This is a genomic window from Sphingopyxis sp. LK2115 (genome assembly GCF_014595975.1).
In the GTDB taxonomy this organism is placed as follows: Bacteria; Pseudomonadota; Alphaproteobacteria; order Sphingomonadales; family Sphingomonadaceae; genus Sphingopyxis.
This window is the reverse complement of record NZ_JABWGQ010000015.1, coordinates 1-12,638: the sequence shown is the minus strand read 5'-3', so window position 1 is coordinate 12,638 and position 12,638 is coordinate 1. Positions and strand designations below refer to the sequence as shown.

The window sequence follows — 12,638 nt, the reverse complement described above, 5'->3', positions numbered from 1 at the left end:
ATGATGCCCCGCCGCAAGCTGATCGTCCGCGCCGGCGGGCTTGCCGCCGCGCTGCCGCTGCTCGGCGCGTGCGACGCGATCAACGACGCACCCGCGGTGCGCAAGATATTGTCGATGGGCGAGGAGATGAATCGCGCGAGCCAGCGCGCGCTGATCGATCGCGATGCGCTCGCGCGCGAGTTCACCCGCGCCGACCTGTCGCCGGTCTTTCGCTCGAACGGCACGCGCCTGCCGCCGGGCGAAGCCTATGCCGCGCACGTCGCCAGCGGGTTCGCCGATTGGCGCGTCGCGGTGACGGGCCTTGTCGCGCGGCCGCTGTCGCTGTCGCTGGCCGACATTCGCGCGATGCCGCAGCGCACGCAGATCACGCGCCACGACTGCGTCGAGGGGTGGAGCGCGATCGGCGAATGGACGGGGCCGCAGCTTCGCCGTATCCTCGCCGCGGCGGGGGTGAAGGAGCGCGCGCGCTATATCGTCTTTCGCTGCGCCGACCGGCTGGGCGATGCGCTTTATTATGAAAGCTGCGACATGGTCGACGCGCTGCACCCGCAAACGATCCTTGCCTGGGCGCTCAACCGTGAAATCCTGCCGATCGCGAATGGCGCGCCGCTGCGCCTGCGCCTCGAACGCCAGCTCGGCTACAAGCACGCCAAATATGTCACGGCGATCGAGGCGGTCGACAGCTTGGGCGGCATCGGCGCGGGCAAGGGCGGCTATTGGGAAGACCGCATCGATTACGAATGGTATGCTGGCATCTGAACGCAACGATTTGCGGCCCAAAATATTTGCTTGGTAAAATGTCGATCCTGCGTCCGTTTCTTTCCCGCATCGTTCGCAAGGGGCGTCTGACCGTCGTTGCGCCCGATGGCGCGCGCGAGACGTTCGGCGAACCCGCGTCCGGCTTTCCCGACGTCACCGTCCGCTTCACCAGCCGCCGCGGCATGTGGCGCATCCTGCTCGACCCGCGGCTCGGCGCGGGCGAGGCGTTCATGGATGGCGAGATGCAGCTGATCGAGGGCGACATCATGGATCTCGTCGCCCTTATTCGCATGAACACGCCATGGGATCGCGGCGCAAGGCTGAAGGACAAGAGCTGGCTCGGCCGCCGCGCCGACTGGCTGAAAACGCGCCTCGGCTCGATCAACCGCCAGCGCCAGTCGCGCGCCAACGTCCGGCATCATTACGACATCGGCAACGAACTTTACCGCCTCTTCCTCGACGACGACATGCAATATAGCTGCGCCTATTGGTCGCGGCCCGACATGACGCTGGAGGAAGCGCAGGCGGCGAAAAAGGCGCATATCGCCGCGAAACTCGCGCTCGCGCCGGGGCAGCGCATCCTCGACATCGGCTGCGGCTGGGGCGGGATGGCGATTACGCTGGCGACGCTCGAGAAGGTCGAAGTGGTCGGCATCACCCTGTCCGAACAACAGCTGATGCTGGCCCGCGAGCGCGCCGCGGCGGCGGGGGTCGCCGATCGCGTGAGATTCGAGCTGATCGATTATCGCGACCTGGCTGCGCGCGAGGCGGGACGGTTCGACCGCATCGTTTCGGTCGGCATGTTCGAACATGTCGGGGCCGCCAGTTTCGAGGCCTTTTTCCGCGCCGTCGCCAATCTGATGACCGCCGACGGGGTGATGCTGCTCCACACGATCGGGCGCTTCGGGCGGCCCGGCGCGACCGACGCCTTCACGCGCAAATATATCTTCCCCGGCGGCTATATCCCGGCATTGAGCGAGACGCTGGCGGCGAGCGAAAAAAGCCGGCTGATCGCCACCGACATTGAAACGCTGCGGCTGCATTATGCGCTGACCCTGCGCCAATGGTATGCGCGCACCCTGGCGCACGAGGGTGAGATTATCTCCCTGATGGGCGACCGCTTCTTCCGCATGTGGTGCTTCTATCTCGCCGGCGCGACCGCGGCCTTCGAGAGCGGCGGGATGGGCAATTACCAGATCCAGTTCGCGCGCAGCCGTCACGCGCTGCCGCTGACACGCGACTATATGGCGGCGACCGAAACCGAATATCTTCGCTGCCTTTCCCGATCGTCATTCCGGCCTTTGTGCGGATGACGGGTTAAACGGGATAAAGATCGTTCATGCTGTCCCAGCTCAGCGCGACGAGTTGTTCCAGAATGCCAAGGTCCACATCGGCCAGCCTGTTGATATAAAGGCACGACTTGCCCGTCTTGTGCTTGCCGAGCCGCGCGAACAGCGCGTCGGCTTCGGCTTGCCGGTCGCAATAGCGGCCCATCAGATAGACGGTCATCGCCGCCTTGCGCGGGCTGAAACCCGCACGGCACATCGTTCCCGACCGACCGCTGTCATAGCGATAGTCATAGCTGCCATAGCCGACGATCGACGGTCCCCACATCTTCGGATCGAGGCCGGTGACGCGGCGGTGGATCGCATCGACCACCGCCGCTTCCTCGCGCCGCCGCGCGTCCGGCACTGCGGCGATGAAGTCCGCGACCGAAGCCGCGGTCGCCTGGGTTTTCAGCTCGGCTTTTGCCATCCGCTCCTCCCTGCCGGGACGCGCGGTCCTTACCGGCGCGTGCCGCCTTTCAGTTCGGCGGACAGCGCGGGTGCGGGCCAGATCACGTCGAGCGCCTGCTGGATCGCCGCGGTCGACACTGCGACGGTCCGGTTCAATGTGCCATCGTATCCGAAATTGCCGCCCAGCGAATGGATATTGCCGTCAAAGGCGGTGCCGATCACGCTGCCGTCGCGCGCGATCACCGGCGACCCCGAATTGCCGCCGATGATGTCGTTCGTCGTCACGAAATCATAGACGCCATTTTTGTCGATCCGGCTTTCGGCCGTCACGAAACCGTCAGCGAGCTTGTAGGGAAGCTGGCCCGTCGCGCGGTCATAGGTGCCGCCGATCCGCGTCATCGCGGGCACCGGCTTGCCGCGTTCGGTCCACCCCTTTACCTGGCCATAGGACAGGCGCAGCGTGAAGGTCGCATCGGGATAGAGCGCGTCGCCATAGGCGGCGAAACGCGCCTTTGCGAGCCGCGCCTGCGCCGCGGTGACCGGCGCGTCATAGTCGCGGTCGAACGCCGTCTTGATCGCGCGCGAGCGCGGATCGAGCTGCGCGAAGAAGCGGATCATCGGATCGTCCGACGCCGCGATCGCCGCCATGCCGCCGTCCCACAATTGCTTGCGATAGGCGGGATCGGCGAGCTTGGTGCCCGTCACCAGCCGCTCTGCCAGCGCCTCGGGGCTTTCCTTGCCGAGCAGCTCCTGGATGTCGTCATTGTCGGTGCCCAGATATTCGCGCGCCTTGCTCGCCCAGAATCCGACCGCCAGTTCCTCCAGCCAGGGATAGGTCGGCACCGGATCGGTCAGCCGCTTTTCGGTGAGCGGCAGCGCCGAATCGGTGAAACCGGGCAGGCGTTCGCTGTTCGGCTTCGCCCGCTCTGCGGCGGCGCGCACCAGCGTCTGCGCATAACCCGCGAGCGTCGAGAAGCTCGCCGGGCCGCGTTCAAGGAACACGCTGTCGAGATAGGTGTCGCGCCGCTTTGCCATCGCGGCGTCGATTTCCGCCCAGGGGTCGCCGATTTCGGCATTGCCCTTTACCTTTTCGCGCAGCGCGGCTTCGTCGGCCGTCATCTTGGCGGTGAAGGCGGGGTCGTTCAATGCGCGAAACTGGCCCGACAGCGCCTTGAAACTGTTTTCGATCCCGAACAGCTCGTCGGCGCCCTCGCGCGCCTTTTCGGGGCTTTCCTCCATCCTGGCGATGAGCCGCCCGCGATATTCCGAAAGCATGAGCAGGGTAAGCGGCAGGCGTTCGGCGCGCTGAAAGGCGCGCTGCGTTTCGGTGAGCAGCCGCTGGGTCGATCCGGGGTTGCCGACGACGAAGGTGATTTCACCCTCCTGCGGCGCGCGCGGATTCCATTTGAGGTGCACGGGCGTCGCGGCCGGCTTGCCATTTTCATAGGCGCGCAGGAAGGCAGCATCCATCGCATAGCGCGGGAAGTTGAAATTGTCAGGGTCGCCGCCAAAGAAAGCCGCCTGGAACTCGGGCGCCCAGGCGATGCGCACGTCGCTGTATTTGCGATATTTATAAAGCTTGTACTGGCCGCCGCCGAACAGCGTGACGACCTGGCAGCGCGTTTTTTCGCGGTCGGGGCATTCGGCGGCCTCGATCTCCGCGATCCGCGCGTCGCGCGCCTTGACCAGCGCTTCGCCGGTCAGGCTGCCGATCGCCTTGGAAATCCCGCCGGTTACGTCGGTGATCGAGGTGACGACTTCGGCCTGCTGGCCGGGGCATTGGAGCTCGCGCGCGCGGTCGGCCGCGTTGAAGCCGCCCGCGACCAGGTCGTTATCGGCGCTCGACAGATTCTGGAGGCAGCCGACCACGCAGTGATGGTTGGTGAGGATCAGACCTTCGCCCGACACGAAAGAGGCCGAACAGCCCCCCGTCAGCCGCACGGCCGACGCGCGCGTATGGTCGAGCCATTTCTGGTCGGGCGCCCAGCCATAGGCGGTCCTGATCGCGTCGGTCGGCACCGCATCGAAGGTCCACATGCCCTCTTCGGCCGCGGCGGGTGAGGAAATGGCAAAGGCGGTCGCGGCGGCGGAAGCGAAAGCAAGGGTCAGGCGCATAAAACTCCCCATTGATGAGATTTAGTATCGTTTGACACTAACGAGGGCGGAGCGGAGCGCCAAGCGAATATCGTGCGCTGCATCGGACGCGAAAGCGCCGGTTGCGCGTAAAGCGTCGCCCTGCTAGCCGCGCCCGCGTCATCCCCTCGTTCAAGGTGCAGCCATGTCCGATTCCATCAAGCGCGTCGTCCTTGCCTATTCGGGCGGTCTCGACACGAGCGTCATCCTGAAATGGCTGCAGGTCACCTATGGTTGCGAGGTCGTGACCTTTACCGCCGACCTGGGGCAGGGCGAGGAGCTGGAGCCGGCGCGCGCCAAGGCCGAACTGATGGGGATCAAGCCGGAACATATCTATATCGACGACCTGCGCGAGGAGTTCGTCCGCGACTTCGTTTTCCCGATGATGCGTGCCAATGCGCGTTACGAGGGCGATTACCTGCTTGGCACGTCCATCGCGCGCCCGCTCATTTCGAAACGGCTGGTCGAAATTGCGAGGGAAACCGGCGCCGACGCGGTCGCGCACGGTGCGACGGGCAAGGGCAACGACCAGGTGCGCTTCGAACTTTCGGCCTATGCGCTCAACCCTGACATCAAGGTCATTGCGCCGTGGCGCGAATGGGATCTGACCAGCCGCACCGCGCTGATCGACTTTGCCGAAAAGAACCAGATCCCGGTGCCGAAGGACAAGCGCGGCGAAAGCCCGTTCAGCACCGACGCCAACCTCCTCCACACCTCGTCGGAAGGCAAGGTGCTCGAAGACCCGTGGGAGGAAACCCCCGACTATGTCTATTCGCGTACGGTGAACCCGGAGGACGCGCCCGACACGCCCGAATATATCACGATCGATTTCGAGCGCGGCGACGGCGTCGCGCTGAACGGGCAGGCGATGTCGCCCGCGACGCTGCTGGCCGCATTGAACGATCTTGGCCGCAAGCATGGCATCGGCCGGCTCGACCTTGTCGAAAATCGCTTCGTCGGCATGAAGTCGCGCGGCATGTACGAGACGCCGGGTGGCGAGATTTACGCGCGCGCGCATCGCGGCATTGAAAGCATCACGCTCGACCGCGGCGCCGCGCACCTGAAAGACGAGCTGATGCCCAAATATGCCGAGCTCATCTACAACGGGTTCTGGTTCGCGCCCGAGCGCGAGATGTTGCAGGCCGCGATCGACCACAGCCAGGCGAATGTCACCGGCACGGTGCGGCTGAAACTCTACAAGGGCAATGCAAATGTCGTCGGCCGCAGGTCGCCGTTCAGCCTTTACAGCGAGCGCCATGTGACCTTCGAGGATGATGCCGGCGCCTATGACCAGAAGGACGCGGCCGGCTTTATCAAGCTCAACGCGCTGCGGCTGAAACTGCTCGCGAAACAGGGCGGGTAGGCGCGCGCGGCAGAGGTCATTCAGTTCGGCGCGTCCGGCCATCAAAGCGGTGACGGAACGCAGCGGCTGAACGCCGCGTTGAGTGTAGGCGGGGCTGACAATGTCGCGCCGCGTCGTTATCGATACCCGAACCAAATATAGCGAAAATGAAAGAAAAATCGGAGGGGTGGTCCTGTTTCAGGGGATGTGCCATGTCCGATACCCAAGCCCCACGAAATGATGATCAGGACTGGCGGCCATGTTATGTCGTCTTTCCGCGCCGGGTGCTGATCGCCGATGGCTATGGCGTCCGGCGACGCTGGATCGGCCCTGGCCGTTACCTGACCCGGCGTTCGCGCTCGCTTGGCAAGATGCTTTATCGCGTCGATGGTGGATGGCGGCGCCCAGTCATCCCAAAGCACGATGATGATTGACGAAAGGAAGCGTTAGCAAGCGGCATCGTCCTGCGCTAAGGCGCGGCGCATGACTGCGACGCGCTTCTTTTCGGACAATGCCGCCACCGTCCATCCCGCCGTGATGGACGCGCTCGTTGCCGCCAACCATGTCGACACCGCCTATGACGGCGACATGCTCAGCCAGTCGCTCGATGCGGCCTTTTCCGATCTGTTCGAAACCGATTGCGAGGTTGTCTGGGTGTCGACCGGAACCGCGGCGAACAGTATCATCCTCGCGCATTTCGTGCGGCCGTGGCAGGGCATACTCTGTTACGAGGAAGCGCATATCGAGGTCGATGAATGCGGCGCGCCGACCTTTTATTCGGGCGGTGCGAAGCTGATGCCGCTCCCCGGCCGCGGTGCGAAAATCGACACGGCGGCGCTGAAGGCGCGGATCGCGGGCATCCGCCAGGACGTGCATCAGGTTCAGCCCGCCGCGGTCAGCATCACCAATGCAACCGAATATGGCCTGGCGTGGCGGCCGCAGGAAATCGGCGAGATCAGCGAAATCGCCAAACGCAAGGGGTTGAAGCTGCACATGGACGGCGCGCGTTTCGCCAATGCCGTTGCCTTCCTGGGCTGCGCACCCGCCGACGTCACCTGGCGCGCCGGGGTCGATGCGCTGTCGTTCGGTTTTACCAAGAACGGCGCGATGATGGCCGAAGCGATCGTTTTTTTCGGCGGCAGCGGCGGCGCGGGCGTGCGCGAACTGAAGAAGCGCGGCGGCCATCTGCTGAGCAAGGGGCGCTTCGTCGCGGCGCAGATTCGCGCGATGCTGAAGGATGATCTGTGGCTTGCCAATGCGCGCGCCGCCAATGCGGGTGCGGCGAAACTCGCCGCCGCATGCGGCAGCCGCCTCCTGTATCCGGTCGAGGCCAATGAGCTGTTCGTGCGTCTGACCGCCGACGAGGCGGCGCGGCTGCGCAGCGCGGGGTTCGACTTTTATGACTGGGGCGAGGGCGCGGCGCGCCTTGTCGTCAGCTGGGACCAGGACGCCGAAGCGGTGGCGCCGCTCGCCGCCGCGATCGGTGCGCTGTGAGCGCTGCGCCGACGACGCTGCTCAGCCCGCGCGTCCTGTTGCCCTTCCTTCTGGTGACGCTGATCTGGGGGTCGACGTGGATCGTCATCAAGGGACAGCTCGGCGTCGTGCCGCCCAGCTGGTCGGTGACCTATCGCTTCGCCATCGCCGCCGCGGCGATGTTCGCCTTTGCGTTCATCCGCGGCGAGCGGCTTCGGCTCGATAAGCGTGCGATGCTTTTCGCCGCGGCACTTGGCGTTGCGCAATTCGCCCTGAACTTCAACTTCGTCTACCGGGCAGAGCAGTATATCACGTCGGGCCTTGTCGCGGTGCTGTTCGCGCTGCTGATCGTTCCCAATACGTTGATGGGACGCGCTTTCCTCAAGACACCGCTGGAGGGCCGCTTCCTGCTCGGCGCGGGGATCGCGATCATTGGCGTGGGTTTGATGATCCTGCACGAATATCGCGTTGCGGCGCTCGGCGCGGGCGAGGTGCTGCTGGGCACGGCGCTGACGCTCGCTGGCGTGATGAGCGCCTCCATCGCCAATGTGATGCAGGGCACGACGATCGCGCGCGCGCAATCAATGGTCGTGATGATCGGCTGGGCGATGCTGTTCGGCGCGCTCGCCGACGGCGCCTATGCGTGGATCACCACCGGCCCGCCGGTGGTCGAACCGACATTGGTGTATCTGGGCGGCGTCCTCTATCTGGGCGTCATCGCCAGCGCGGTGACCTTTCCCCTCTATTTCAACATCATCCGCGCGGTCGGGCCGGGGCAGGCGGCGTGGTCGAGCGTGCTCATCCCGATCATCGCGATGGGCTTTTCGACGGCGTTCGAGGATTATCGCTGGGCGATGCTGTCGGTCGCGGGCGGCATCGTTGCGCTGATCGGGCTGGTGATCGCGGTCGCCCGGCGTCCCGATCGTCCGTCGGTCAGCGGCAATATGGTCTCCTTGCCCGTCGATTCCGATTCGGGCGCTACCCCGCGCTGATCCGTTCGATATCGGCGCCGACGGCCTGGAGCTTTTCTTCCAGCCGCTCATAACCGCGGTCGAGGTGATAGACACGGTTGACCTCCGTCTGCCCCTCGGCGGCTAGGCCGGCGATGATCAGGCTCATCGACGCGCGCAGGTCGGTCGCCATCACCGGCGCACCGATCAGCCGGTCGACCCCGCGCACCACCGCGGTGCGGCCCTTGACCTGAATGTCGCAGCCCATGCGCGCGAGTTCGGGAACGTGCATATAGCGATTCTCGAAGATGGTTTCGGTGAACAGCGACGCGCCGGTGCCGAGCGTTGCCATCGCCATGAACTGCGCCTGCATGTCGGTCGCGAAGCCGGGGTAGGGGGCGGTCGACAGCGTCACCGGCTGCGCGCGGCCCGACATGGCGACGCGGATGCCGCCCTTGGTGTCTTCGACGGTTGCGCCCGTTTCGCGCAGCGCGGCCAGCGTCGCTTCCATCTCGCTCGCCTTTGCGCCGACCAGTTCGACATCGCCCTCGGTAATCACGGCAGCGCAGGCATAGCTGCCGGCCTCGATCCGGTCGGCCATCACGCGATAGGTCGCGCCGTGCAGGCGTTGGGTGCCTTCGATCGTCAGCGTTTCGGTGCCGATGCCCTCGATATGCGCGCCCATCGCGACGAGGCAGTTGCAAAGGTCGACGATCTCGGGCTCGCGCGCCGCATTTTCGAGCACGCAGGTGCCCTTGGCAAGCACCGCCGCCATCACGGCATTTTCGGTCGCGCCGACCGACACGACGGGAAAGGTGAACTTGCCGCCCGCGAGGCGCCCGCCGGGGGCAACGGCCTTCACATAGCCCGAGGCGAGTTCGATCTCCGCGCCAAAGGCTTCGAGCGCTTTCAGATGCAGGTCGATCGGGCGGTTTCCGATCGCGCAGCCGCCGGGCAGCGAGACGGTCGCTTCGCCCGCGCGGGCAAGCAGCGGGCCGAGCACGAGGATCGAGGCGCGCATCTTGCGCACGATGTCATAGGGGGCGACGGTGGAGGTCAGCGTCGTCGCGCGCGCGGTCATCACACGGCCGAAATCTTCGGGCCGCGAGCCCTCGATCGTCGTCGAACAGCCGAGCTGGTTGAGCAGATGCCCGAAGCCGTCTACGTCGGCGAGCCGCGGCAGGTTACGCAAGGTAAGCGGTTCGTCGGTGAGCAGCGCGCAGGGCAGCAGCGTGAGCGCAGCGTTCTTGGCGCCGCTGATCGGAATACGGCCCTTGAGTCGCTGGCCGCCGCGAATGACGATTTGATCCATCGGGCGTCTTTAGCCGATGCGCGGGGGCGTGCAAGCGGGTGCGGTGGTTGGGGCGCCCGACGCGGTGCCCGGTTTCGACCGGTTGCGGATATGACAGCATGGGGACGAGCGGCGCGGCAACGCCCTGACCCCCGCCTCGATGGGCAGGAATTGAGAATGATCCGGCGCGGTGCTACAGGACGCAAAGGACGCGCGTGACACGGTGAAGCTTGCGGCCGTAGCACGTCAGCCATCGGGCTGACGAAGCGCCATGCGAGGGATGCAAGTCCTCGCCGCGCGTCCAACCTTGCCGACGATCAAGACGGATCTTCGCGTCGCGCAGCAGGCGACGTCGCTCGATGCGAACGGAAAGAAGGGAATGTCCCGAAGCCTCAGCTAATTCCGCCGTCGCCTGGCCCATCGTCAACCGAGCAAGGCCTCCTCGACCTGGCCCAGCCGGTCCTTGCCGAAAAACATCTCGCCGCCGACAAAGAAGGTCGGGATGCCGAACACGCCGCGCGCGACCGCGGCTTGGGTGTTGGCGGCGAGCTTTGCCTTGATGTCCGGTTCCTGCGTGCGCGCGAGCAACGCGGGGCCATCGAAACCATTGGCCGAGAGGAAGGCCGCGATGACGTCGGCATCGTCCATCTTCAGGCCTTCCTCCCACATCGCGCGGTTCACCGCGTCGACATAATCGTCGAGATTGCCTTCATCCTCGGCGACGATCGCGCCGCGCATGATCGTCAGCGTATTCACGGGGAAATACGGGTTCAGGCGAAAGCGCGTCAGGCGATGGCGTTCGATGAAACGCCGCATTTCGAGATTTTCATAGGCGAGTTTCGCGGGCGCGCCCGCATATTGCACCATCGGCGCCTTGTTGCCCGTCGCCTTGAAGATGCCGCCGAGCAGGCAGGGGGTGATGACGAGGTCGGCGTCCGTGCGGTCGAGCATGTCGGGGAGCGCCTTCATCGCCAGATAGGCGTTGGGGCTGCCGAAATCGAAAATGAGTTCAAGGGTCCTGCTCACCATGTTTCTCCCCATGGGCGAAGATCGAGTTCGTGCGTCCACGCGCTTTTGGGCTGCTTGTGGAGCATCACATAATTGGCGGCGATCGCCGCCGGGTTCAGGATCAGATCCTGCGCCTTTGCCCTGTCGAAATCGGGGTGGCGGCCCTTGATGAAGTCGGTGTCGATCGCCCCGTCGATGACGATGTGCGCGACGTGGATGCCCCGCGGCCCCAGCTCGCGCGCCATCGACTGCGCGAGCATCCGAAGCGCGCCTTTGGCGCCCGAAAAGGCGGCATAGCCCGCTCCGCCGCGCAAGGATGCGGTCGCCCCGGTGAACAGGATCGTGCCGCGGCCGCGCGGCGTCATGCGTTTGGCGGCTTCGCGGCCCATCAGGAAACCGCCGAGGCACGCCATTTCCCACACCTTTGTGTAAACGCGCAGCGTCGTTTCGGCGATCGGGAAATTGACGTTGGCGCCGATGTTGAACACCGCGACCTCGACGGGTCCGACTTCGGCCTCGACCGTGTCGAACAGCCGGATCATCGCCGCTTCGTCGCGTGCATCGGCGGGAAAGGCGCGCGCGCGGTGCCCGGCGTCGCGGATCGATTGCGCCAGGGCTTCGAGCGCGTCGGCGTTGCGTGTCCGGCGGTTGACGCAGGCGGTAAACCCTTCGGCGGCAAAGGCGCGCGCGATAGCGCCGCCGGTGGCGTCCCCGGCTCCGATGATGACGGCTGCGGACATGCGATTCTCCTCTTGCCTGCGATAGTAACTATGATAATCATAGTAGCAAGCGGTTTTTCATCGGGGCTGATCGTCGTGCGGCGACAGGAAGCCTTGTCATTGCGAGCGCAGCGAAGCAGTCAAAAGTTGCGTAATCCGCGCTGCGTTGCTTCGCTGTGCTTGCAATGACGATAAGGGGACAATTGTGCCGAAACGCGCCGATCTGTCGGACACATTCTGCCCTGTCGGGCGCTCGGCCGAGATTCTCGGCGACCGCGCGGTGTTGCTGATCCTGCGCGAGCTGTTTTTCGGGCGGCGGCGGTTCGAGGCGATCGCGGCGAACACGCGGCTGGGGCCGCAGCTGGTGTCCGCGCGCCTCAGGATGCTGGAGGATGAAGGGGTGGTGGCGCGCCAGCCCTATCAGGACCGTCCGCTGCGCCACGAATATCGGCTGACCGACAAGGGCAAGGATCTGTTCGGTGTGCTCTATGCGATGCGCGGCTGGGCCGAGCGCTGGGCCTATCGCGACGGCGAGACGGGCGGCGGTCCGGCGATCCGTTACGTCCACCGTGCGTGCGGCGCCGATGTCGGCACATCGCCGGTCTGCCCCGGCTGCGGAGAGGTGTTACGCTATGGCGATTTGAAAGGCGAGCCCTCGCCGGCGCTCAGTGCCGAGCAGGCGGCGCGCGGCCGACGGCATGTTTCGACATCGGCGCATCCGGCTTCGCGGAAATGACCGATTGGCCGTCGATCAGGCCTTTTCCAGCGTGCATTGCAGCGGGTGCTGGTTCTGCCGCGCGGCGTCCATCACCTGATTGACCTTGGTTTCGGCGACCTCATAGCTGAAGACGCCGCACACGCCGACGCCCTGCTGGTGGACGTGCAGCATCACCTGCGTCGCGCGTTCGATGTCCATGTTGAAAAAGCGTTGCAGCACCATCACGACGAACTCCATCGGCGTATAATCGTCGTTGAGCAACAGCACCTTGTACATCGACGGCTTTTTGGGCTTGGCGCGCGTGCGCGTGGCGATGCCGACGCCGGGGGTGCCCGTAGCGTCGTCGTCCTTGTCCGCCATGGCGCGGACGGCAAGAGGGATCGAAGCGGGAAGCATCATCATGCGGAATATCGCAAGCCGGGGCGGAATCGCAAGGGGCGCGGCGATCATTAACCCCTTTTCGTGCGCGGCTGCCGGCACCAAACAGGAACCGCCCGCTTCCACAGGAA

General features: G+C 65.2%; 13 protein-coding genes. 7 read left to right on the top strand and 6 right to left on the bottom strand.

What is annotated here, in order from left to right; all coding sequences use genetic code 11:
* Entirely contained in the window at window positions 1–759 is a 759-nt protein-coding gene (locus HUW43_RS02130; protein ID WP_223181203.1) for a molybdopterin-dependent oxidoreductase, read from the top strand.
* Between the two features lie 38 nt (window positions 760–797).
* Entirely contained in the window at window positions 798–2,072 is a 1,275-nt protein-coding gene (locus HUW43_RS02125; RefSeq protein ID WP_188235871.1) for an SAM-dependent methyltransferase, read from the top strand.
* 4 nt (window positions 2,073–2,076) lie between these two features.
* On the opposite strand, the gene HUW43_RS02120 is transcribed toward HUW43_RS02125, so the two are convergent.
* Together HUW43_RS02120 and HUW43_RS02115 are read right to left on the bottom strand one after the other, a co-directional pair.
* Window positions 2,077–2,514: a DUF1801 domain-containing protein gene (locus tag HUW43_RS02120; protein ID WP_188235870.1), complete on the bottom strand. Its 438-nt coding sequence runs from the start codon at window positions 2,512–2,514 to the stop codon at window positions 2,077–2,079.
* A 29-nt stretch (window positions 2,515–2,543) separates the two neighbouring features.
* Window positions 2,544–4,610: a S46 family peptidase gene (locus HUW43_RS02115; protein WP_188235869.1), complete on the bottom strand. Its 2,067-nt coding sequence runs from the start codon at window positions 4,608–4,610 to the stop codon at window positions 2,544–2,546.
* Between the two features lie 163 nt (window positions 4,611–4,773).
* Between HUW43_RS02115 and HUW43_RS02110 the strand changes: the two genes are divergently transcribed.
* The 4 genes from HUW43_RS02110 (at window position 4,774) to HUW43_RS02095 (ending at window position 8,435) form a co-directional block, all read left to right on the top strand.
* The gene (locus tag HUW43_RS02110) at window positions 4,774–5,991 is read left to right on the top strand and encodes an argininosuccinate synthase (RefSeq protein ID WP_188235868.1); all 1,218 of its coding nucleotides are present in this window, start codon (window positions 4,774–4,776) and stop codon (window positions 5,989–5,991) included.
* Window positions 5,992–6,182: 191 nt separating this feature from the next.
* Complete coding sequence (locus HUW43_RS02105) at window positions 6,183–6,404, top strand: hypothetical protein (protein ID WP_223181202.1); 222 nt, start codon at window positions 6,183–6,185, stop codon at window positions 6,402–6,404.
* A 49-nt stretch (window positions 6,405–6,453) separates the two neighbouring features.
* The gene (locus HUW43_RS02100) at window positions 6,454–7,464 is read left to right on the top strand and encodes a threonine aldolase family protein (protein WP_188235866.1); all 1,011 of its coding nucleotides are present in this window, start codon (window positions 6,454–6,456) and stop codon (window positions 7,462–7,464) included.
* Window positions 7,461–8,435 carry a DMT family transporter gene (locus tag HUW43_RS02095; RefSeq protein ID WP_188235865.1) on the top strand — a complete coding sequence of 325 codons (975 nt, stop codon included), beginning with the start codon at window positions 7,461–7,463 and terminating at the stop codon, window positions 8,433–8,435. Before HUW43_RS02100 ends, HUW43_RS02095 begins: the two co-directional genes overlap by 4 nt.
* On the opposite strand, the gene murA is transcribed toward HUW43_RS02095, so the two are convergent.
* The 3 genes from murA to HUW43_RS02080 form a co-directional block, all read right to left on the bottom strand.
* Window positions 8,422–9,705, bottom strand: a complete 1,284-nt coding sequence (murA, locus tag HUW43_RS02090; protein ID WP_188235864.1) for a UDP-N-acetylglucosamine 1-carboxyvinyltransferase — start codon at window positions 9,703–9,705, stop codon at window positions 8,422–8,424. The genes HUW43_RS02095 and murA overlap by 14 nt on opposite strands.
* Before the next feature lie 402 nt (window positions 9,706–10,107).
* Window positions 10,108–10,713 carry a 2-hydroxychromene-2-carboxylate isomerase gene (locus HUW43_RS02085; RefSeq protein ID WP_188235863.1) on the bottom strand — a complete coding sequence of 202 codons (606 nt, stop codon included), beginning with the start codon at window positions 10,711–10,713 and terminating at the stop codon, window positions 10,108–10,110.
* The gene (locus tag HUW43_RS02080; RefSeq protein ID WP_188235862.1) at window positions 10,707–11,432 is read right to left on the bottom strand and encodes an SDR family oxidoreductase; all 726 of its coding nucleotides are present in this window, start codon (window positions 11,430–11,432) and stop codon (window positions 10,707–10,709) included. The genes HUW43_RS02085 and HUW43_RS02080 overlap by 7 nt, the downstream gene beginning before the upstream one ends.
* A gap of 184 nt (window positions 11,433–11,616) precedes the next feature.
* On the opposite strand from HUW43_RS02080, the gene HUW43_RS02075 reads away from it, so the two are divergent.
* Entirely contained in the window at window positions 11,617–12,147 is a 531-nt protein-coding gene (locus HUW43_RS02075; protein ID WP_188235861.1) for a winged helix-turn-helix transcriptional regulator, read from the top strand.
* 15 nt (window positions 12,148–12,162) lie between these two features.
* Here the strand turns inward: HUW43_RS02075 and clpS are convergent, their stop codons facing one another.
* Window positions 12,163–12,489, bottom strand: a complete 327-nt coding sequence (gene clpS, locus HUW43_RS02070; RefSeq protein WP_120222303.1) for an ATP-dependent Clp protease adapter ClpS — start codon at window positions 12,487–12,489, stop codon at window positions 12,163–12,165.
* Window positions 12,490–12,638: the final 149 nt, after the last annotated feature.